18 protein-coding genes are annotated in these 21,579 nt (G+C 42.8%); 8 read left to right on the top strand and 10 right to left on the bottom strand.

All coding sequences use genetic code 11. From position 1 onward, the window contains the following. The 4 genes from IJI01_RS14060 to IJI01_RS14045 all read right to left on the bottom strand — a co-directional run. A partial coding sequence (locus IJI01_RS14060) for a glycoside hydrolase family 2 protein (protein WP_292191776.1) occupies positions 1-1,895 on the bottom strand: 1,895 nt, incomplete at its 3' end. Next, positions 1,882-2,631: a DUF975 family protein gene (locus IJI01_RS14055; protein WP_292191773.1), complete on the bottom strand. Its 750-nt coding sequence runs from the start codon at positions 2,629-2,631 to the stop codon at positions 1,882-1,884. The genes IJI01_RS14060 and IJI01_RS14055, both read right to left, overlap by 14 nt. Positions 2,632-2,654: 23 nt before the next feature. After that, positions 2,655-3,152, bottom strand: a complete 498-nt coding sequence (locus tag IJI01_RS14050; RefSeq protein ID WP_292191770.1) for a hypothetical protein — start codon at positions 3,150-3,152, stop codon at positions 2,655-2,657. 33 nt (positions 3,153-3,185) lie between these two features. Then, positions 3,186-3,593, bottom strand: coding sequence for a hypothetical protein (locus IJI01_RS14045; RefSeq protein ID WP_292191767.1), 408 nt, complete (start codon positions 3,591-3,593; stop codon positions 3,186-3,188). A 212-nt stretch (positions 3,594-3,805) separates the two neighbouring features. Here IJI01_RS14045 and IJI01_RS14040 point away from each other — a divergent pair, with 212 nt between their 5' ends. Further along, the gene (locus IJI01_RS14040; protein ID WP_292191764.1) at positions 3,806-6,478 is read left to right on the top strand and encodes a Tex family protein; all 2,673 of its coding nucleotides are present in this window, start codon (positions 3,806-3,808) and stop codon (positions 6,476-6,478) included. Positions 6,479-6,528: 50 nt separating this feature from the next. Here IJI01_RS14040 and IJI01_RS14035 read toward each other — a convergent pair whose 3' ends face one another. Beyond that, complete coding sequence (locus tag IJI01_RS14035; RefSeq protein ID WP_292191761.1) at positions 6,529-8,007, bottom strand: DHH family phosphoesterase; 1,479 nt, start codon at positions 8,005-8,007, stop codon at positions 6,529-6,531. A 168-nt stretch (positions 8,008-8,175) separates the two neighbouring features. Between IJI01_RS14035 and IJI01_RS14030 the strand changes: the two genes are divergently transcribed. The 3 genes from IJI01_RS14030 to IJI01_RS14020 are packed head-to-tail and all read left to right on the top strand — an operon-like array spanning position 8,176 to position 11,425. Continuing rightward, positions 8,176-9,921, top strand: coding sequence for a glycoside hydrolase family 27 protein (locus tag IJI01_RS14030; protein ID WP_292191758.1), 1,746 nt, complete (start codon positions 8,176-8,178; stop codon positions 9,919-9,921). A gap of 21 nt (positions 9,922-9,942) precedes the next feature. Beyond that, the gene (locus tag IJI01_RS14025; RefSeq protein ID WP_292191755.1) at positions 9,943-10,332 is read left to right on the top strand and encodes a hypothetical protein; all 390 of its coding nucleotides are present in this window, start codon (positions 9,943-9,945) and stop codon (positions 10,330-10,332) included. After that, on the top strand, positions 10,304-11,425 hold the full coding sequence (locus tag IJI01_RS14020) for an SLC13 family permease (RefSeq protein ID WP_292191753.1): 1,122 nt from the start codon (positions 10,304-10,306) through the stop codon (positions 11,423-11,425). Before IJI01_RS14025 ends, IJI01_RS14020 begins: the two co-directional genes overlap by 29 nt. A 21-nt stretch (positions 11,426-11,446) precedes the next feature. Here IJI01_RS14020 and IJI01_RS14015 read toward each other — a convergent pair whose 3' ends face one another. The 5 genes from IJI01_RS14015 to IJI01_RS13995 all read right to left on the bottom strand — a co-directional run bounded on the left by IJI01_RS14015 (position 11,447) and on the right by IJI01_RS13995 (position 18,186). Further along, complete coding sequence (locus tag IJI01_RS14015; RefSeq protein ID WP_292191751.1) at positions 11,447-13,141, bottom strand: GGDEF domain-containing protein; 1,695 nt, start codon at positions 13,139-13,141, stop codon at positions 11,447-11,449. Continuing rightward, positions 13,134-14,897, bottom strand: a complete 1,764-nt coding sequence (locus IJI01_RS14010; protein WP_292191748.1) for a GGDEF domain-containing protein — start codon at positions 14,895-14,897, stop codon at positions 13,134-13,136. The genes IJI01_RS14015 and IJI01_RS14010 overlap by 8 nt, the downstream gene beginning before the upstream one ends. A 122-nt stretch (positions 14,898-15,019) precedes the next feature. After that, positions 15,020-15,889: a TPM domain-containing protein gene (locus IJI01_RS14005; protein WP_292191746.1), complete on the bottom strand. Its 870-nt coding sequence runs from the start codon at positions 15,887-15,889 to the stop codon at positions 15,020-15,022. A 26-nt stretch (positions 15,890-15,915) separates the two neighbouring features. Continuing rightward, positions 15,916-16,977: a hypothetical protein gene (locus IJI01_RS14000; protein WP_292191743.1), complete on the bottom strand. Its 1,062-nt coding sequence runs from the start codon at positions 16,975-16,977 to the stop codon at positions 15,916-15,918. Positions 16,978-17,004: 27 nt separating this feature from the next. Next, complete coding sequence (locus IJI01_RS13995; protein WP_292191740.1) at positions 17,005-18,186, bottom strand: SPFH domain-containing protein; 1,182 nt, start codon at positions 18,184-18,186, stop codon at positions 17,005-17,007. Positions 18,187-18,310: 124 nt separating this feature from the next. On the opposite strand from IJI01_RS13995, the gene IJI01_RS13990 reads away from it, so the two are divergent. From IJI01_RS13990 to IJI01_RS13975, 4 genes are all read left to right on the top strand, one after another. Then, a complete protein-coding gene (locus IJI01_RS13990) occupies positions 18,311-19,921 on the top strand; it encodes an ASKHA domain-containing protein (protein WP_292191737.1) in 1,611 nt (536 codons plus the stop codon). Positions 19,922-20,123: 202 nt separating this feature from the next. Beyond that, the gene (locus tag IJI01_RS13985) at positions 20,124-20,453 is read left to right on the top strand and encodes a cupin domain-containing protein (protein WP_292191735.1); all 330 of its coding nucleotides are present in this window, start codon (positions 20,124-20,126) and stop codon (positions 20,451-20,453) included. Beyond that, entirely contained in the window at positions 20,450-20,620 is a 171-nt protein-coding gene (locus tag IJI01_RS13980; protein WP_196805073.1) for a DUF6472 family protein, read from the top strand. Before IJI01_RS13985 ends, IJI01_RS13980 begins: the two co-directional genes overlap by 4 nt. 46 nt (positions 20,621-20,666) lie before the next feature. After that, positions 20,667-21,579, top strand: a 913-nt coding sequence (locus IJI01_RS13975; protein WP_292191726.1) for an ABC transporter ATP-binding protein, incomplete at its 3' end; no start/stop codon positions are given.

Below are 21,579 nucleotides of genomic sequence, written 5' to 3'. Positions count from 1 at the left end.
TCAATATCGGGATTGATCTTGGTAAATCGTCTGTCATATGTCATGAGACCATTTACTTCTTCCTCTACGTCACTTAGCTGTGTATATACAGCGCCGGCAAGACCTTCAGTGATGAGAGGCTTGATTGAACCATTAATAAGATTGTAGTATGCGACACCCAGTTGATCCAGGGTGTCGTATTTTTTATAGCCGTACACTCTGTCAACACTGCTGTGTCCATCAATATGGAGTGTAAATCCGCCATATTCAGAAATGACAAAGGCTCTGCCATTTGGATCTCGCTCAACAGTAAGTGGTCTGAAATAGTTGTGAACACTTCTGAAATCGCCGCTTCCTTCATCAAACCATCCGCTGGCCTGATCGATAGGCCTTGTATCATCCAGCTCTCTTGCCGTTATTGTGGCACTTGCAGCGTTGAACTGACCCCAGCCCTCGTTGAACAGTACCCAGGTTGCGATACTTGGGACGTTATAGAGGTATCTGATAGTGTTCTGCATCTCTTTTAGCCATTCCTTACGTCCTTCCGCGGAGCTTCTGGAGAAGGCCTTGTAGGTAGTTGGGCCATCTGGCATTCTTCCAAACATCTTAGGGAAAAGAGTTGGCAGATATGAAACCACTGGCTTGGCGTAGGAGGAACCTCCGCTTACCATATCCTGCCATACTATCATTCCGAGTCTGTCGCAGTGATAGTACCATCTGGCAGCTTCTACCTTGATATGCTTCCTGAGCATATTGAAGTGAAGTCTTTTCATTTCCTTTATGTCGAATATAAGCGCTTCATCAGAAGGCGCAGTATAAAGACCATCTGGCCAATAGCCCTGGTCCAGAACGCCCATCAAAAAGTATGGAGCGTGGTTTAAGCAAAAGCGGTTTATGCCAGCTGCATCTTTTTCTATGGAGTAATAACGCATGGCAAAATATGAATCCACATGGTCTTCCTCAGTACTGATCTGAAGAGGATACAAGTATGGATCCTCAGGACTCCACAGATGCGGATCGTCCAAAGTAAAATTAAAGTGATAATAGCTAGGCGTAATTGCAGAGTGATCCTCGCCTATGCTGGGATAGGTGTCTGAGGAAAAAGAGAAATCTCCGGTAAAAGCTGTATCGCAGGAGTCAGAGGAGGAGGGAGATTTGACCATCTCTCTGCCCGGAATCTTGACAGTTACTTTACTTGGTTTGTTGGTAGAAACCTCGATTGAAACTGTCTTAAGATCTGATTCAGGTCTTATGCGAAGCTCTCTGATATAAGTATCAGGAACCTCTTCAATCCAGACTGTCTGCCAGATTCCGCTCTGGGCAGTGTAATACATTCCGCCTCGCTTAAGAGTCTGCTTGCCTCTGCTGTGATAGGAAGAGTCGCTGGTATCAGTAACCTTGACTGTCAGCAGATTCTCACTGGTAGTAAGCCTGTCGGGTTCGTAGGCCAGATATTCAGTTATATCCAGAGTAAATGGAAGATAACCACCGCTATGAGAACCCACAAGTGTTGAATTGATGTATATTTCAGCAAACTGATCTACTGCTCCAAAGTGGAGAAGAAATCTTGAATTAGCCTTTTTTCTTGTAAGTGTTGGAAGAGTCTTTTTGTACCAGAGGAACTGGTAGGGCTCAAGACGTCTCTCGACGCCGGATAGAATTGATTCAGGAGAGAATGGCACGAGAATGTGACCATCCATCTGTGAAGGGATACTACCACCTGTTTCCTGTGGTACGATGCAATACTCCCAGTCACCATTTAAGTTGATATAGCTGTTTCTCTGAAACTGAGGGCGGGGATATTCCTTGAGAACATTGAATTTATCAAGGTTCTCTCCCCAGATAGTATAGAGTTTGTTTAATACATCGTCCTCGTGTGGCTTATCGATTGCACGGATTGCATCAATTAAGTCCATACTCATCCTCCTCACTGGTAGTGGTATTTCCTGCATCAGAGATAAGTTTCTGGTAAAAGACTGCTACGCTGGCATATCTGTACACACTGATCCATAAAAGAGGTACGAACAGTGTGATGATACCAAATATATAAAGTGGTACAAAGCTAAGCTCTAATAAAAAGAGTTTGAGCTTTTTGCCTTTCATAAGTCGACGGCTGGTAGCTAGAAGATCTTTGGCTGATCTGTCAGGAAAATCATGGAGAAGGAAAAATGCCTGTGAATAAACCAAAGATATATAAATGTTGATAATGATACCAACTATCAAGACGATAATGTTCGTAAGATAAAGGTCTATTGAAGAAGACTGGTTAGCAAAGAACAGAATCAGTGATGATGGCAGAGTTACGACAAAATTGGCAATAACAAAAACTGACTGGATAACTACTGCCTTCTCCGGATGCTGCTTAAGACCAAAGAAAATATCAGATGCAGAAATGGTCTGTGAATAAACCAGATTCATATAAAGGTATGCTTTACCAGATGAAAGGATACCAAGGAGAATACTCACTATTAAAGAGATAAGCTGATTGATTACAAAAATGATGATACTACCAGAGGAAGCCACAGTGGTAATACCAGAGATAATTACCTGTATGACAAAAATAAGAATGTTCGCGAAAATAAGAGTTCCGTATCTGTCCAGAGCTCTCTCTTTGGCGATAGCCTTAAGCTGTGCTGTAGATATTGTTGACATTTATGCTCCCCCGACAACCTTCTTTAGCCTGCCAGATCGATATTGGCGCCCAAAAGTCCCTGCTTGTCCATGTCTTTGCGGGATTTCTGGTAAGGGTTATCTTCGTTACTGTATTTGATCTTGGTTGCGGTCTCCCCACCGCTGACATAAACGCGTCCACACTCGGGACACACTGCTGTCTTTATGGAAACAGATGCCTGTAAAACCTTGCCATTATTCATGGCCGCATCCTTGTAAGCATTGCTCACGTGCTCTGCCTCATGGCCGCGAATTCTTGCGCCTGCGGACTGAGGACTTATATGCTGTGCCGTCTTGAAAGAAACCATCTCATCTGAACCATCCTGATATTTGCGGTTCTTGCAGGTTTCGCACTCTGCAGGAGATGATTTTTTGCCAGGAGCCGTAGTAGTTGATTCATTAGGGTTGAGTATAGGCTTGGCTTCCTGTGCTGGCGCGCGGTTAGAGATTCCTAATCCGGCATAGGCACCATATCCACTTCCGATTGCACCTATCATACTCATGGGTACCTCTTTCTACGGAAAAGAGAAAGCGAATTACTGAGCCTGTAGCTCTACACCTAACTCTTTGAGCATATCGTCCATGCTCTCTCCGTAATACTGCTCCGAAAACTGATTGAGTTGCTGACGATATGTAGGATCTGTAACAAGATTATGGATACTTGAAATCAGAACTGCATATCCTAAAACAACTCCAATACTGCCATAAAATATTCCCTTTTTGGCCTGTGGAAGCAATCTCTGTGCTGTTCCTTTGGAAAGGATGGCCATCACTATTGCTATTCCACCAAGGATGATTCCCGTGTACATAAAGAAACAAAAGGGAATGGAAATAAGCCCTAATACAAGGCTCAGGGTTGCTAAGTTAACATGCTTATCAAGCTCATTGTGAGCTTTGTTGTAATTGTAGTTATTGTAAAAGTACTGATTGTCCCCGTCACCCATCAAAACTGTTCCTCTCAAACATAGGTTCTTACTATAGATTCTACAATAAATATGCCTTTTTTACAACGATTTGGGGCTTCCCCTAAGTCTTGAAAACAGTGCAAAAGGCTTGGTATAATATGGGGTGTACGCTGTTCATGAAAAATTAATTGAAAATTAGTATTATTTTTCGAGAACAGAAGATAATGACTTATAGTTTTAGCGAGGAAAACATGGATATTGTATTAAAGATCAAAGAAGAACTTAACGTTGAAAAGTGGCAGGTTGAGGCAGCAGTCAAGCTGATCGATGAGGGTAACACTATTCCTTTTATCTCCAGATACCGTAAGGAAGTTACTGGTTCTCTTAACGATGAACAGCTTCGTAACCTTGATGAGAGACTCAAGTATCTGCGCAGCCTTGAGGAGAGACGTGAGCAGGTTCTTGCATCTATCGAAGAACAGGGCAAGATGACTGATGAACTTAAGGCCAAGATCATTGCTGCTGAGACAATGGTTGCTATCGAGGATCTTTATCTTCCATATAGACCAAAGAGAAAGACAAGAGCCAGCATTGCAAGAGAGAAGGGGCTTGAAGGTCTTGCAGAGATTCTTTTGGCACAGGAGACTACAAAGCCTCTCGCAGAGGAGGCAGCAGCCTTCGTTGATGAGGAGAAGGGTGTAAACGATGCTGCAGAAGCTCTTCAGGGAGCAATGGATATCATTGCTGAGGATGTTTCAGATAACGCAGATTTCAGAACATATATCAGAGAAGCTACTATGGAGCAGGGTATCCTGACCAGTAAGGCCAAGGATGAGAAGGCTCAGAGCGTATATGAGATGTACTATGGCTACGAAGAGCCAATCAAGAAGGTTCTCGGACACAGAGTACTTGCTCTTAACAGAGGAGAGGCAGAGAAGTTCCTCGTGGTTAAGATCGAGGCTCCAGAGGAGCAGATATTACAGTTCCTCAACAAGAAGATGATCAAAAACGACAATCCTATTACTACTCCTGTTATTGAGGAGATCAATCAGGATGCTTACGAAAGACTCATAGCTCCAGCTATCGAGCGTGACATTAGAAATGAGCTTACAGAGAAGGCAGAGGACGGCGCTATTTCAGTATTTGGTAAGAACTTAACTCAGCTTCTCATGGCTCCTCCAATTGCAGGTAAGACTGTTCTTGGATGGGACCCAGCTTTCAGAACAGGCTGTAAGCTTGCTATCGTAGATGCTACAGGGAAGGTGCTTGATACCAAGGTTATTTATCCTACAGCTCCTCAGAACAAGGTTGAGGAGTCCAAGGTAGAGCTCAAGAAACTTATTGATAAATACGATGTTGATCTTATTTCAGTTGGTAACGGAACAGCATCCCGTGAGTCAGAGCAGGTAATCGTAGAGCTTATCAAAGAGCTTGATAAGCCTGTTCAGTACGTTATTGTTAACGAGGCTGGTGCTTCTGTATATTCAGCAAGTAAGCTTGCTACAGAAGAATTCCCTCAGTTTGATGTGGGACAGAGAAGTGCAGCTTCTATCGCAAGAAGACTTCAGGATCCTCTTGCAGAGCTGGTTAAGATTGATCCTAAGTCAATCGGTGTTGGTCAGTATCAGCACGATATGAACCAGAAGAAGCTCGGTGAGACCCTTGAGGGTGTTGTAGAAGATTGTGTTAACAAGGTTGGTGTTGATCTTAATACTGCATCTGCACCACTTCTTCAGTATATTTCTGGTATCAGTAAGGTTATTGCCAAGAATATCGTAGATTACAGAGAAGAGAATGGTAAGTTTAAGAGTAGAGCAGAACTCCTCAACGTACCTAAGCTCGGACCTAAGGCATACGAGCAGTGCGCAGGATTCCTTAGAATCGCTGATGGTGAGAACCCTCTTGATGCTACAAGTGTACATCCAGAGTCCTATGAAGCAACTCTTAAGCTCATGGACAAGCTTGGAATCACTTTTGATGATGTTCGCGCAGCTCAGAAGAATGCAGCTAAGGCTGCTCTTGAGAAGCCAGTAGCTCAGAAGGAAGAGAAGCCACGTCCACAGAAGAAGCCTAAGCAGGTAGTTATCCGCAATACCAGCACAGCTATGGGAGCAGCCCTTGCAGCAGCTCTTGCAGGTAGCAATCTTGCAGTAGTTGATGATAACAAGGCTGATTCTAACAAGAAGTCAGAGAGCAAAGCTACTGAGACAGCAGCTGCTACATCAGTAGGAAGCCTTTCCAAGAAGGTTACAGAGGCTGAGAAGAAAAAGCTTTCAGAGGAGCTTGGAATCGGTGAGATCACTCTTTCAGATATCCTCAGCGAGCTTGAGAAGCCTTCAAGAGACCCTCGTGAGAACATGCCAGCTCCTATCCTTAGAAGCGATGTTCTTGATATGAAGGATCTTAAGCCAGGAATGATCCTTAAGGGAACAGTCAGAAACGTAATCGACTTTGGTTGTTTCGTAGATATAGGTGTTCATCAGGACGGACTTGTACACATTTCTCATATTACTGATAAGTTCATCAAGCATCCGCTTGAGGCTGTAAGCGTTGGCGATATCGTAGATGTTCAGGTTCTTGATGTTGAGCTCGACAAAAAGAGAATTGCTCTTACAATGAAGCTTGGTGATCCAGCCAAGGTAGCAGCAGAGGCAGCAGCTAAGGCAGCTACTCGTCCAGCACCTAAGGCAGAGACTTCTGAAAAGAAGGCAGCGCCTAAGAAGACATCAGTTGTAGCCCAGGTTGCAGAGGCAGCAGGAGTAACTAAGAAGCCAGCAGCACCTAAAAAAGCAGCTCCTAAAAAGGAAGCAGTAGCTAAGCCAGCTGAGAAGCCAGCAGAAAAGCCTGCAGCAGCTTCAGCTGAGCCAGTTAAGAAGTTCAAGAAAAAGGGCATTGTTATTTTTAAGGGTAACGCCAACGAGTAATTATAGATAATAGAAATGCGCTATGGAGTTAAGTATCCATAGCGCATTTTTCAACATTGTGAATATAAAGATGAGAACAGGTGACCTTTAATAATATAGATATCAGAAGGGTCATCTTTTCTTATTGCCATGTAGTCGCCGATATCTCCGGTGTAGTAGTTTTCTTCATCCCAGGAGGTGAACAGCTTAACCTTCTTTTTGAGAGGGAAAGCGTAGATCATTGAAGAATCCTTACTTCTTACTGTCTTGGCATAGGATGGAACAAGTCTTTTTTCTCCTGAGGAAAGATCTGTAACCTTAGGAGTATATTCAAACTCTTTTTCATAGTGATCAGAAACAAGTTCATAGGTCTTTTTGAGCTTGGCTTCTGAAATAGGATATATCTCGCCAAGAGTTCCAATCATCAGATAATCGCCGCTGCCAATTCTGACGCTGATGTCACCTTCGAGAGCTCTTATAGATACGTTAGTTCCCTGAGGAAATACATCGGATAGCTTCACACATCCAACTTCCACTGGTTGTTTCTGATAAAGGTTCAGACCTTCTGTTGAAAGGTTGGCCTTGGAAGCATACATAATGTCATATTCTTCAAAGTAGCTTTTCATGCGGCTGTGCAAAATGGAAGAAGCAGATCTGTCCAGCTTCTCAGGACGCATTGATCCGCCAGCCTTATATCTATGACCACCGCCACCGCCGTAGCCTTCTGCAAGGTGGGCAGCAAGCTCATCTGCATGTACTTCCTTGGTACAACTGCGGACTGAGAATTTGATCTCGTTTGCACTTACATAATAAGCAAGGCATACATCTACTCCGGCTGTCTCTAGAGAGAAGTCACTTATTACACCGAGGATATTTGGATCGCAAGGCTCAGCCTCAAGAATAAGATAGTGGTTATTCTCAAAATACTCATAGGAGAGAATAGCTTTGCCGGTTATGACAAATTCTCCAAGAGAAATATTAGAATTACTCATTTGTGTTATCAGGCTGTGATTGATATTAAGGCTATCAAGCATGTCTCTGTCCAGAGGGTGTGAAACCTCTGAGAGCTTGTTTGTGTCAGTAAAAAGGCCGTAGTACAGCGCTGTAGAAAGATGAATGTTGTCATCAACGCTGATTCCTTCAGCATCTATCATATCCCAAACAATAGTTGAACAGCTTCCGATGTTGCTGCGAACTTCGGAGAGCTCTGGCAGAGCTACTGTTTTCTGATGATGATCTATGATTGCGATGTTCTGAGCGTTGGTAGTAGATACGTTTCTCTGACCATACTGGCAGTCTACTGTTAACAGAAGCTCAGGTGTTTCATCAAAATCTGGAGCATATGTTACGGGAATATTCAGCTCTTTTACCATGATCAGAAGGTTGCTCTTCTGGAGCTCGTTTCTGCCTCTATAGATAAAACGTGGCTCTTTTCCCTGTTTCTTAAAATACCAATAAAGACCATAGCCGGAAGCAAGTGCATCGGCATCCGGGTTGTCGTGGCATTGAATAACAATGTCATTATAAATTAGTAAATCTTTTAACTGCATTGTGAACCTCAGATATAAAATAATACACATTAAACCACGAAAGATAGATAATTGCAATGAATTTAGCATCATTCTACATGTTGAGAGCAATGAGTGAAATGACAACTAGTTATGGTAGTGAGATAATTGAGGAAACTTAAAGCTTATAAATACTAGAGGAGATATGAAATGACACCTGACAGATTAGAGGCAGAGGGAAGATACGATTCATTTGATAATGGCAGGGTACTGTTTAATAAAAAGAAAAACAGACTTCCAGCAATGGGCTGGAATAGCTGGAATGCTTTTGGAAGTGGTAATACTGAGGGGCTTACCAAGGCTATGGCTGATAAGTTTGTGGAGCTTGGTCTAGATAAGCTGGGCTATAAATATATTATTCTGGACGATGGCTGCTACAAGGACCACCGCGTAGATGGCAGACTTTCCAATGAAGAAGTTAAGTTCCCAAGCGGATTCAGAGCTCTTTCTGATTATATTCATTCAAAAGGGCTTAAATTTGGCATGTACAATGATATAGGAACTAATCTGTGTGCAGGCGCAGAGGTTGGAACCTGTGGCCACGAAGCTGAGGATGCAGAGAACTACCTGGAGTGGGGCGTTGATTTCCTCAAGGTAGATAACTGCTATTATCTGTTTGATAATGCTACATTTTCTAATCCGGAAAATGCCAGATATACATATGCTCCAGCCATTTCAGGAGCAAGGCTTTCTGGTCAGGGTGAGACTTTTGAGTTTGCTGTTGGCAAGAACATCGAGACAACAGGAAGCGGCATCAAGACAACTGAAATAGATGGAAAGCTCTATTTTACAAATATCGGAACCTTCGACGGAACAGGTCCTGAGAATTCTCCTGTTGGCCTTCAGAGCGGAGAGCTTCGCATCGAGGCTGATATAACCAAGGCTGGTGAGTACACCTTAAGTGTTGATCACAGAAATGGCAAGGAACCTGAGATTGGCAGTTGGCTTCAGGTTGCAGTAGAACAGGCTGGAGAAACCAGCTATGTTTATGATGATTTCCTTGAGGAGAATTCAGAGATTTCTTTTACCCTTTCAGAGGGAAAGTGCGTAATTCGTCTTATGAACCATCGCCGTCAGGAGAACACTCTTAACTCCTATGCCAGGCTGTTAAAAGAGCTTAATAGAATCGCTCCTGATAACGAAATAATCTACTCAGCTTGTGAATGGGGCAAGACACAGCCTCAGAACTGGGCATACAAGGTGTGTGATTCCTGGAGAATACTCAATGACATTACCTTCAGAGTTGGACGAGATGGAGATCCCGGCGTTGGAACCTGGACTGGAGATTATACCACAAGCGTGGCAACTCAGTATAGCAAGGCTGTCATCATGGATGAGTTTGCAGGCCTTGATAAGGGCTGGAATGACCCTGACATGATGATGATCGGAATGAATGGCCTTAACACTGTTCAGAACAAGACTCACATGACAATGTGGAGTATGATGAATTCTCCTCTTATGCTGGGACTTGATCTTAGAAGAGTTGAAAAGGGCGATGAGCTCTACAATATCATTGCCAATAAGGATGTGATCGCGCTTAATCAGGATGCGCTTGGACTTCAGGCTAAGCGTGTGTACTGTAGCCTTGCTAAGGAAGCTCCGGACAAGGAATATATCCGCGATATTAACCGAGTTGATATCCTATGTAAACCTCTTACAGGCAACAGATTTGCCCTTAGCTTCATAAATGTAAGTGAAGAGGATAAGGATGAAACTTATTCAGTCAAGCTCTGCGACCTTAAGAAAGCGCTTGGAGACTGGATCTATAAGTGCGATAAGTATCAGGTTAAAGACTTATGGACAGGCGAGATTACAGAGAACACTACTGGAGTCTTTGAAGTTAAGGGGCTTAAGGCCTGTGATAACGTTACACTTGAGATTTCTCCTGTAATGTAAAAGCAGTGTGAAAGGTAATACATGACAGAAAAAGAGTTTTTTGATCTTTTGATAGAAAGATATTCTGAGGTATATGAGGGAGATCTGCAGGTGGATAATCTGGGGTATTATCTGGAATATTTTCTTGATAAATACCCTGAGGAAAACCTGTCACTGCAAATAACCAAAAAAGTTGCTGCCAGGATCCTCCATGAATTTATGGTAAACGTCCTGAAATGGGAAGATGTCGAGTGGGGAGAAGCTGGGAAGCTACGAGATATCTATGATTGCAGAGTTTGTTCCAATGCCATTGCACAAGTTTATACAAGGGGTATAATAGGTGAGGCTGAGCCTTTAGTGTTTGGTCTTGATCATGTTATTTCAGAAAAAGAGGGAACAGACATTGTCTACAGATTTTTTCAAAAAGCTTAAATCAGACCCAGTGCTGTATATAGCATGGATACTGGCATTTATATCAGCATTTTTTGTAAAACCAGATTCTGATTATCTTGGCTATATAGATTTCAGATCCCTTGGAATATTGTGGGGGCTTATGGTCATCATTCAGGGACTTAAGGAGAACTCAGTATTCGAGAAGATAGGACAGCTCCTTATGGGCAAGGCATCCAAAGCCTGGCAGCTTGCTGCAGCGCTTATCTTTATGTGCTTTTTCGGCAGTATGCTCATCACTAATGATGTGGCGCTTATCACCTTTGTTCCCTTTGGAATGCTGGTACTCAAGGGTTGCAAAAGAGAAGACATGATGATTCCTGTTATCGTCTTCCAGACTATAGCAGCTAACCTTGGAAGTATGGCTACACCTGTTGGTAACCCTCAGAACCTCTATTTATACGGCATCACACAGATGTCCATCGAGGATTTTGTGCTCTGTATGCTTCCATTTACAGCGGCAGCAGCAGTTATGCTTGTCCTGTGCATTTTTCTTTTGCCGGGTAAGGGCGCAGATGTTGTCATGGACTCAGAATACAATATAGTTAAGTCCTTTGGTAGTATGAGACAGATTGTGATCTATGCAGTTCTTTTTGTAATCGCTATCTTGTCCGTACTCAGAGTTATTCCATGGTATGTGATGGCTATTATAGTTCTGGTGATTGTGGCCGGAATGGATTTTAAGATACTCCTTAGAGCAGATTACATGCTGCTTTTGACTTTTATCGGATTCTTTATTTTCACTGGAAACATGGCCAGAATTGATTCGGTAAAAGAATTCCTGGGCTCCGTGACATCTGGAAGAGAGTTTATGGTAGCAGTCATCGCCAGCCAGTTTATCAGTAATGTTCCAGCAACTTTGATGCTGTCAGGATTTACAGCAAATTACAAAGAGCTCCTTGTGGGAGTTAACGCTGGCGGTCTTGGAACGCTTATTGCATCAATGGCGAGCCTTATTTCCTTTAAGTTCTTTTCTGCAACATATAAAGAACGCCAGACGGCCTACATTGTGTATTTCACTGTGGCCAATCTGGCATTCCTTGCTGTATTTATTATGCTGCACTTCATCATCTGAAATGTCTATTTGTTGCCTTCGTTATAAGCGAGGGCGAATTCCAAGCTCCTGGTGCATTCGGCGTTTGTTCTCATACATTCGCTGATCTGCCAGGAGATATACTTCATGAGAGTTATTCTCCACACATTCATGTCTGAAAGCAAAGCCCGTGGATACGCTTCTCTTGTATTCTGGATAGAGTGCGTTCATAACATTAAGGGCACTGTTCATTCTTCCAATAAGTCCGTCTATATCCCGAAGAGCTGCATCGCGCAGTACAACCAGGAATTCATCGCCGCCTATTCTGGCATAGAAATCATCTTCTTCGAATGTATTAGACAAAACCTTGGCAAATTCTTTGATATATCTGTCTCCTGCAGGATGTCCGAATTTGTCATTTACATCTTTTAGGCCATTTAAGTCGATACTCATGATGCAGTAATCATCAGAAGCACTGTTTAGTTCTTCCATGAGCTTGTCGGCCTTGGATCTGTTTGCAAGATTGGTAAGACCATCTGCATATGCCAGATGAGAGAGGGATATGTTCTCTTGTCTCTTGGCATAGGTAGCAGTGATGTAAACCAGGTAAGTTGCAAGCTGACAGATTGCAAAGACTAGGCAGGCTACGGAAATAACAGCTTTATTGAATATTTCATTTGTTTTGATGTTATTGACCTCGAGCACATATATTATCAGATGGATGAAATGGCCGGTAGCAAAAGAAAGTAGTCCGAAGAGCTGTATTACAGTTGATGCCGGGGCTTCTTTTATGTGCTTATTAGTCACTACTGCGTAATATAGCAGCACCGCAAATCCGAGAATGGCCACGATGTGGTACATAGGGAGGGTGACCCTAAGGTGTATGTTAAAGATATAATGAAGCAGGTACTGTAGCGTAGGTACAGATATGCTTACCACCATAATAGCCCGATAAATTCTGTCTTTCTGGAGATCCTTGATATAATACAGCAACCAGTAGCAATAAGGGACTACCAGATACATAGTGAAATATTCTATCTCGGATTCCCTTTCTGTATAGATAAAGAATGAAAGGACATTGTAGTAGGATAATAACCATGCTGCCAGATTCATGCAGAATAGGGATCCAACAAGAAGGCTCTTTACTTCTGGCACGAAGTTGACAAATACCATAGCTATGCACAGGAATGTGAGACCAAAGACAAACATAAACATGCCAGTAGCTATGATTATCAGGTTGTCTCTTACAAAGGTTCCACTTATATCTGTGTGGGAGCCTAGAATTGGTGCATGAAGCGATTTAAAGGCGTTGGGTTCTCCTGCATACATGTCAAAGACCAAGGTCTTGCCTGCATAGTCAGTAGGCAATGAGATCATATGGTACATCTTGCCAATAAATTTGCCTGCCTTATAGTATTCATCCCCATAGCTGAATATTTTATGTCCGTCTATATAGCATGACAAAGTAGTGTACCTTGTCCTGAATAATACAACAGGATTGGGTAAATTTGTATCTGGAAGCACGTATTTCATGATGACATGGTCACCGGGGACAAGGCTTCTTTCAAAGCCCTTATAGGCATGCCACATGGATACTTCAGTAAAATCTGAATTATTGACGCTTATAAGCCAGCCATCTTCCAGTGTCGTCATCTCGTGAACTGGAGAAGTATAAAGGGCTGCTTTACCACCGATTATTATGAAGACGACAATGAACAGGGAAATCAAAAGGGAAGGGAGTCTCTTTGTCTTATTCATTAGAGCCTCCTTCCTTGCCTATCTTTTTAACAAGGTCGTTGTAAAGTCTTCCCAGAGACTGCTTGTGATGGGCATTTTTCATCTTATACATTCTGGCATCTGCGAGAAGGTATACATTCTGAGCAGTAGGTGAATCCTGAATCTTTTCGTCACTTGAATTAGCAAAACCGTAGGATGCAGAGAATTTCAGGTGAGTCTCCTGCTTGTTTTTGTATTCCAAAAGATCGTTGAAGCAATCAATGTCACGGCTGATTCTGCTTTCATCAATATATGGAAGGATCACGATGAATTCATCGCCGCCCATTCTGCCTATAAGTGAAGCGTCAGTAAAGCTGTTGCCAAGGATATTTGCAAACTCGCTTATAAGACGGTCGCCTTCAAGATGGCCGAAGTTGTCATTGGTATATTTGAGATAGTCCAGATCGATACTTACGATAGTATAGTCGCCTTCAAGTTCTGCAAGAGAAAGCTCGCACTTGGAGCGGTTAGCAAGGGAGGTGAGGCTATCTGTATATGCAAGACCTTCAAGCTGCAGCTTCATATTGGATTCATTCATGTATTCGATGCAGTGGAAGAAGTAATTAAGGACAAGGCATACCATGAACAAAAGAGCACCTACAGTCAGGAAGTTGATGTTGGTGTTCATTTCACCAGTGCTGAAGTACTTGCTGATATTGAACTTGATAATATCTACAACTGAGCAGAACAGGAATAACAAAAGTCCAAGAAGCAGCATATTTGTTGACATATTCTTGGATCTGAATTCATCCGGAGTTTTATATCTCTTGTATACGGAAATGACAAGAGAAGAAATGACGAACAAACCTTCCACAAGGGCTATGAAATGAAGATGTGTTACGAAGTGGCAGATGTGGATAACATTGGCAAAATGCAGAATAGAAGTTACTATTGCAAAGCCGAAGTTAATAAGCCCAAGTGTCATTGCTATTACAGGACCATTGATCTGCTTGGCAGTATACAGGAATAAGAGAATTGATGCCGGCAGCAGGAAAAGAGTCATGTATTCAAGGAATGTGTAGAAGGAAGCATTTTCTGTAAAGATCCAGAATAGATCATTGAAGCACAGGATATATAGACCTAAAAGCACGGAAATAAAGCCGCTAAATCCGATACTAAGGTCATGGCTTCCGCTATAAACAAGGATTGGAGAAAGGATAAGGAGCACAAAGCCGAACATAACAAGGAAGACCGCGATGAAAAGGGCAAGGCGACCATCCTGGGCAAGAACTCTGGAAATATCTTCTTTGTTTCCAAGTGTAATTGGTGATATGCCTGAAAACGCATTTTTCTCCTTGGGAGTAATGACGATAGTAAGCTCTTTTCCAACATAATCAGTAGGAAGAGTTACAAAATGCTGGACTTTGGGGAGCATAAGGCCTTTTTCCACATAGTCCCATCCAGATGAATATATAAGTTTCTGATCCAGATATATATCCACTGCAGAAAGGATGCTTCTAAAGTGTATTGTGGCAGGATTGACGTCATAGTTATCCAGAATCTTGGTCAGGGTTATCACGTCGTCTATACCAGCGATTCCAATGTCAACTTCAGAGAGCTTGTCAGGAGTGTAGGATTTCTGGGCATGAGTAACAGTCCAGCCTTCTTCAAGCTGAACCAGGTTAAAATGCTTGGGAGATTTTAATCTGTCTGATCCCAGGAAACTGATAACAAATCCCATCAAAATAAGGGCCCCCAGGGCCATTAAAACAGTCCGCATTCTGACCTTTGTACTCACTACAGACCTCCTATTGTCTACCTTATAGTATACAGCTAACTGATAACAAAAACACTTAATAATATATAAAAAATAAGACCAACAAGATCAGATAATCCTGTTGGCCTTTATAATAATTTAATTTAGAAATGTCCGTGACTTCCGCCGTGGCTGGAACCTGAGCTTGAAGTGTGGAAGGAACTTCCGCCTCCGCTGCTGCTTCTGTCATTTTCCGGAATCTTGGTACGGGATGTTGTGGAACGTAGATACGTATCCCTGTGCATCGCCATATGGAGTCCATTGTGAATCTGATAGCCTGCAGCATTGTTGTTGGGCTTAACTGATGTAAGTGCACCGGCCATACAAAGTAGCGGGATGATGCCTATGATAAGGCCTATTACCAGGCAGATTATAAATGCCTTGCGAAGAGCTGCCGGGCTTGTGTCCTTATAGCCATAATCGTAAGGTGTGCCCTCTTCATAGAGAGTAAAATAGCGTTCAGATACTTCTATGAATTTCTGAAAAGCCTCGTAATAGTCGCCGTCGCCCAGATATGGGAGCATCTCATCCATGAGCTCTTCCTGACCATAGTCAGTAAATACATAGGCAGCAGTGCCGTGTGTAGAAATAGCCCATTCTCTGTCAGCCATGCTCAGCATGAAAAGAATTCCTGAGCCATCATAGTCAGCCTGGAAGCCATTGTAGTCAAAGTAGTCATCTGCGTAATCCTGAATGGGACCATTGTGATAATCTACAGTGAGAATGGCAACGTTAGCTCTGTGACGGGCACTTATGGAATTGAGAGCATCCAGAAGTTCAGATTCCTCATCAGAAGTTAACAGTTCTGCGTTATCTAAAAGTCGCTCTTTTTGCCTTGTGGAGGGCATTGCATATTCATCCCAAAGATCGCCTTCAGCTGCTCTTACTGCTGGTAGCGGAATGATCAATGTAGCCAGCACAATAGCAAGTATTGCCAGGGCAATATGTTTTTGTAGTTTTCTTATTATTTTCATAACTGTAAAGATACCTAAATTCAGTTTCAGATTATAAAGTAATAGACAAGATATGCTAAAAGAGTAGCAATACCGGCTATAGGGATATAGTACTTAAGCGCCCGTGTCCAGCTAAGAGGCAGGTTTCCGACAAATTTGCCTGACTGACCATTCATGGCGAAAAGATAATTCTCGCCTTTCCAGGTTGTATTCAGGATATATACCGGATACATGGCATATTTGTAGGATGAACTTACGATACCAGTTCCCTCATTAATTGGTCTTAATGACGCATAACCACTAATTGTTGCCTTAAAGTCAGAAATGATAGATGCTTTGATTCTGTTCATTGCTCGTGGCTTCATGGCATCTACAGGATTGTTGTACTTGTTGGCAAGAAAGCCTGCAAGATATCCCATATTAAAAGGTACCATCTCATTGTGATCAAATGGCTCAAGAGATTCCATGAGATCATCTGGCATTTCCTTGGATCCGTCTACTGGTACAAAGGCAAAATCCTCTGTTCCAGATCTCTTGACTTCGTAGTACTTGGTCTCAGTGTAGACGTACTTGCTATCCTGCCAGGTTCTGGTCTTGGTTCCTTCATAAGTACCATCAAAGCTCATAGTAGCGTCAAAGAGCCAGAAAGGAACGTACACACCCTTTATCTCATCTATATGGTTTTCATCCAGGAAAACCTTGGGAACAAGCTTCTTGGATCTGACATGTTCTCTGTAGGTTTTCATGGCATCTTCTTTTGTGGTCTTAAATGGAATTATATAGTCAGGCTTGAACTCACCAGTAAACTTCTCGCTTACAACAACGTTGTTACTGCAGAAAGGACACTTGGTGGAACCAAGGGACTCTGTTGCGAGGATTTCTCCGCCGCAGGAGCCGCACTTATAGATATAAAGCTGCTGTCCGTCCTCTGTAGTGCTCTGATTGGTGTATTCATCGGCTGCTTCGCCGGTGCTGGAGGAGTTGTGGTTAGCTACATAATCCTTGACATCAAACTCGGAATTACAATAAGGACATTTGATCTTCTGAGTTTTGGGATTAAATTCCATTGCCCCGCCACAGGCGGGGCATTCATATTCGTGTAAAGCCATAATTTCCTCTGCTAATAAAAGATTGCTTTAGTGTCTTGGAGCTCCACAGTTAGTGCAGAAGTTTCCAGAATTTGTTGCGCCACATTCGCATGTCCATGCACCTGTAGCTGGTCTTGGCTTACCGCAGTTAGTGCAGAAATTGCCACTGTTTGGAGCACCACATGAGCATGTCCAGGTTGCACCTGTAGCTGCCATCTGAGGAGCTGCCTGAGCCTGCTGAGCACCCATCTGGAAGAGCTGGTTAGCGTTCATGCCGCCAGCCTGCTGAGCCATGTTCATTCCTGCGAATGCCATCATAGGGCCAGTTGCTGTGTTGTTAGCAGCATCCTGCATAGCCTGAGCCTGTGCGCTTGCGAGTGTAGCAGCAGCCATATTAGGATTTCTAAGAGCGCCTGCTCTCTGGAGCTCTTTGATTGTCTTCTCATCTTCTTCTGAAGCTGTAACTGAGCTTACGCCGAAGTTAGAGATCTTGATACCGTAGAAATCATTCCACTTCTTGGAAAGAACTTCATTAAGTGCATCAGAAATCTCTGTTGTATGTCCTGGAAGTGCGCTGTAACGGATTCCCATCTCAGAAATCTTGGCAAATGCAGGCTGAAGAGCTGTAAGAAGCTCTGACTTAAGCTGTGATTCGATTCTGTCTCTTGTGAATTCACCCTCAACATTTCCGCAGAGGTTCTTGTAGAAGAGAACAGGATCAACAATACGATAGCTGAACTCACCGTGGCACTTGAGGCTCACATCAATATCAAGACCGATATTTGTGTCAACTACGCGGAATGGAACAGGATTAACTGTGCCATACTTGTTACCAAGAATATCCTTGGTATTAACGAAATATACGCGCTGATCCTTGGCTGTAGCACCGCCAAAACCAACTCTCTTACCGAATTCCTTGAAAGAATTAACAATATTCTCACCAAGGTCACCATAGAAAATTGAAGGCTCTGTTGAAACATCATAAACGAACTCACCAGCCTCAGCACAGATTTCTGTGATCTGTCCCTGATCAACGAGGATCATACACTGTCCTTCGTTAACGGCGATGATTGAACCGTTTGAAATGATGTTCTCATTACCCTTTCCTGCCTTCTTAACACCCTTTGTCATAAGCACATCGCTTGAAAGAGCTGGGCAATAAAAATAATCTCTCCACTGATCAGCAAGTACGCTGCCACCAGCTACAAGAGCTGCTTGTAAAAGTCCCATAACAATCTCCTTTCATACATACCCATATTATGTTTAATACCTAAGCAACTAATATTTTCGCACAAATCCTCATAAAATGCACCATTTTTGTGATAATTTTAAGCGGATAGTGTATCATATTTTTATGGAAAAAAAGAAGTTGCTCATCACTATTAATACAGACGGGAAAAAGATATCGTTGCAGGCTCCAAAAGGAAGACAGCTTAAGGGGCTTATTGCTGATGCAGGGATTTTCTTTTCCATGCCCTGCGGAGGAACTGGAAGGTGCGGTAAATGCAAAGTCAGATTTCTTAGCGGAGCACCACGTCCTAACACTTTGGATAGCAGCTTTTTGACGGCAAAAGAAATAGAGGATGGCTACAGGCTTCTGTGCAGATGCATGGTCACAGAGGACTGTGAAATAGAGATAGACGGCACAGCTTCTAAAGAAGAACAGATTGAGGTAGAAAGCTCTTATAAAACCAGGGTAAAAGATAAGATGAAGCCCGAGGATGTTACAGGCTGGGGAATAGCCATTGATATTGGAACAACTACCCTGGAAGCCATGCTTGTTGGATTGAACAAGGATAAGGAAAGAGAGATCTTTGAGATTACATCCGGAATCAACCATCAGAGGAGCTTTGGAGCAGATGTTATAGCAAGGATAGCTGCTGCGGGTGAAGGACATGCAGGCGAACTTCAAAGGACAGTCCAGGAGGATATTTCCGGGCTTGTCTCAGAGCTGACTACTAATAATAAAGTATCAAAGCTTGATTATATCTGCATTACAGGAAACACCACCATGCTCCACCTGCTAAGGGGCTATGATGTTTCTGGTCTTGGTAAATATCCATATAAGGCGGTAAATCTTGATGTAGAGAATATAAGTGCAGGTGACCTTCTGGAGAATGCTTCTATAGGAGCATCTAAGGGGCTTTTATCTGACACAAGAGTCATTTTAATGCCTGGAATATCAGCCTTTGTTGGGGCCGATATTGTATCTGGAATATATGCTATAGCCATGACCAGAATGAAGAACAGCGCTCTTTTCCTTGACCTTGGAACCAATGGAGAGATGGCGTTTTGGGATGGAGAGAAGCTTTTTGTAACCTCCACAGCTGTAGGCCCTGTATTTGAAGCGGGCGGAATTACCTGTGGAATGCCGGCTGTTCCAGGTGCTATATGTGGAGTTCGTATAGACAAAAAAGGAGACGCATTTAGCATCAGGCTTGATACAGTCAAGAATAAAGAACCTGTGGGAATCTGCGGAACTGGAGTATTTGAGGCTGTTTCAGAGCTGGTTAGAAATAAGATAGTGGATGAGACAGGTCTTTTGACAGAGGAATATTTCGAGAAGGGCTTTCCGCTTACTGATGGCGAAAATGGAATACGTATAACCCAGAGTGATATCAGAAATGTACAGCTTGGAAAGGCCGCGCTACTGGCAGCTCAAAGAGAACTTCTGAATGGAAGAGTACCTGAGCTTATAGAAGTAAGCGGCGGTTTTTCAAGGGGCTTTAACCCAGAGAATATAAGCTGTCTCAAGCTCTTTTCCTCAGGTGCCAAATGGGTGCGGTCTGCTTCCAACGCAGCGCTTGTTGGCTGTATGTATTTTCTGGTGGACCTTCTTACCAGCCAGGAAATGGGTGAAAAGTCTGTAAAAGAGCTTGAAGAGATTGCTCATAATTCGCAGGTTGTAGAACTTGTAAACCTGTCGGATTTTGCAGAAAACTATGTGGATGCAATGAATTTTTGATATATTATGATATAGGAGTCAAAAGTCAGAAATGCGTGCATGCTTGCATGTTAAGCATTTTGACTTTATGACCCGAACAAATATGAGGAATTAGCAATTTACGTAGTAAATTAGCGATTTCCGAATATTTGTAGAATTGTGAAAATGACTTTAGTCATGGAGCAATTCGTATATCATACAATGAGAAACTGGAGGATATAATATGGACGAGAGATGGGTTTTTCATGAGGATGCAAACGCTAATGATCTTGGTAACGGAGTTGTAAGACGTGTTCTTGCGTATAATAAGGATCTTATGTGTGTTGAGAATACCTTTGAAAAGGGCGCTATCGGGGCGCTTCACCACCATCCACATACCCAGATCACTTATGTTGTCAGTGGTAAATTTGAATTTGAGATAGATGGTGTTAAAAAGATAGTTACTGCAGGAGATACAATGCTCAAGACTGACAGCGTTGAACACGGCTGTGTTTGCCTGGAAGCTGGAATTCTTCTGGATATCTTTAACCCTATGAGAGAGGATTTTGTATGATCTGTGATACATGCGCCAACTATGCATATGACGAAGACTGGGAGTGCTACGTCTGCATGGTTAATATGGATGAGGATGACTATGGCCGTATGATGGCCGGTGGTAACAAGGAGTGTCCATATTATCAGGATAATGATGAATACAAGGTTGTAAGGCATCAGATGTAAAGAGCCTTACTATTTATAAATGTAGTTGTGGGAAGAGGAGCAGGGTATGAAAGTAGTTTTGGAACATGTCACCAAGAGGTTTCCTAATAGAAACAAGAAGATAAAAGAGGATGTCATTGCCGTTAATGATTTTAATTTTGAAATCCCAGACGGCAAGCTGATTGGACTCTTAGGTCCGTCTGGCTGTGGCAAGAGTACAGCACTTAACCTCATCTGCGGTCTTGAGAAGCCTACAGAGGGACGTATTATCTTTGGAGATACAGATGTGACAGAGCTTTCTCCTATGCACAGAGGAGTTGGCCTTGTATTCCAGAACTATGCTCTTTATCCACATCTTACTGTAAGAGAGAATATCAGATTCCCTCTTGAGAACTTCCGCGGAGACAAGAAGCTTTCCAAGGAAGAAATGGAAGCCAAGGTTCAGGAAGCGGCCAAACTTGTGCAGATTCAGGAGCTTTTGGACAGAAGACCTAACGAGATGTCTGGCGGTCAGCAGCAGAGAGTTGCCATTGCAAGAGCGCTGGTTAAGAGACCTCAGGTACTTCTTTTGGATGAACCTTTATCTAACCTGGATGCAAGACTTCGTCTGCAGACAAGAGAAGAACTTAAGAGAATTCAAGTAGAAACAGGTATTACAACAGTCTTTGTTACTCATGACCAGGAAGAAGCCATGAGTATTTCTGATACTATCGTAGTTATGAAGGATGGTGTTCTGCAGCAGATGGGTAAACCCCAGGAAATCTATGATGAGCCTGTTAATCTGTTTGTAGCTTGTTTCCTTGGAACCCCACAGATCAATGTATTTACAGGCCAGATCAGAAATGAGAAGGTCTATATCGGAGAAGCTGTTGTTATGGATGCTCCTGGCGCTGCTGACAGATCAGTATATGTGGCAGTAAGGCCAGAGGGCTTTATCATCGATGAAAATGGTCCACATGAGTGTGACTTTATCGCAAGAG

This window comes from Butyrivibrio sp., from assembly GCF_017433805.1.
Taxonomy (GTDB): Bacteria; Bacillota; Clostridia; order Lachnospirales; family Lachnospiraceae; genus Butyrivibrio.
Note: the sequence above shows the minus strand (reverse complement) of the source record. Positions and strands in the feature narration are given on the sequence as shown.

What these genes read in the sequence shown, in the direction of transcription:
- IJI01_RS14055 (WP_292191773.1), bottom strand. Translation starts at nt 2,631, where the DNA reads ATGTCAACAATATCTACAGCACAGCTTAAGGCTATCGCCAAAGAGAGA.
- IJI01_RS14050 (WP_292191770.1), bottom strand. Translation starts at nt 3,152, where the DNA reads ATGAGTATGATAGGTGCAATCGGAAGTGGATATGGTGCCTATGCCGGA.
- IJI01_RS14045 (WP_292191767.1), bottom strand. Translation starts at nt 3,593, where the DNA reads ATGGGTGACGGGGACAATCAGTACTTTTACAATAACTACAATTACAAC.
- IJI01_RS14040 (WP_292191764.1), top strand. Translation starts at nt 3,806, where the DNA reads ATGGATATTGTATTAAAGATCAAAGAAGAACTTAACGTTGAAAAGTGG.
- IJI01_RS14035 (WP_292191761.1), bottom strand. Translation starts at nt 8,007, where the DNA reads ATGCAGTTAAAAGATTTACTAATTTATAATGACATTGTTATTCAATGC.
- IJI01_RS14030 (WP_292191758.1), top strand. Translation starts at nt 8,176, where the DNA reads ATGACACCTGACAGATTAGAGGCAGAGGGAAGATACGATTCATTTGAT.
- IJI01_RS14025 (WP_292191755.1), top strand. Translation starts at nt 9,943, where the DNA reads ATGACAGAAAAAGAGTTTTTTGATCTTTTGATAGAAAGATATTCTGAG.
- IJI01_RS14015 (WP_292191751.1), bottom strand. Translation starts at nt 13,141, where the DNA reads ATGAATAAGACAAAGAGACTCCCTTCCCTTTTGATTTCCCTGTTCATT.
- IJI01_RS14005 (WP_292191746.1), bottom strand. Translation starts at nt 15,889, where the DNA reads ATGAAAATAATAAGAAAACTACAAAAACATATTGCCCTGGCAATACTT.
- IJI01_RS14000 (WP_292191743.1), bottom strand. Translation starts at nt 16,977, where the DNA reads ATGGCTTTACACGAATATGAATGCCCCGCCTGTGGCGGGGCAATGGAA.
- IJI01_RS13995 (WP_292191740.1), bottom strand. Translation starts at nt 18,186, where the DNA reads ATGGGACTTTTACAAGCAGCTCTTGTAGCTGGTGGCAGCGTACTTGCT.
- IJI01_RS13990 (WP_292191737.1), top strand. Translation starts at nt 18,311, where the DNA reads ATGGAAAAAAAGAAGTTGCTCATCACTATTAATACAGACGGGAAAAAG.
- IJI01_RS13985 (WP_292191735.1), top strand. Translation starts at nt 20,124, where the DNA reads ATGGACGAGAGATGGGTTTTTCATGAGGATGCAAACGCTAATGATCTT.
- IJI01_RS13980 (WP_196805073.1), top strand. Translation starts at nt 20,450, where the DNA reads ATGATCTGTGATACATGCGCCAACTATGCATATGACGAAGACTGGGAG.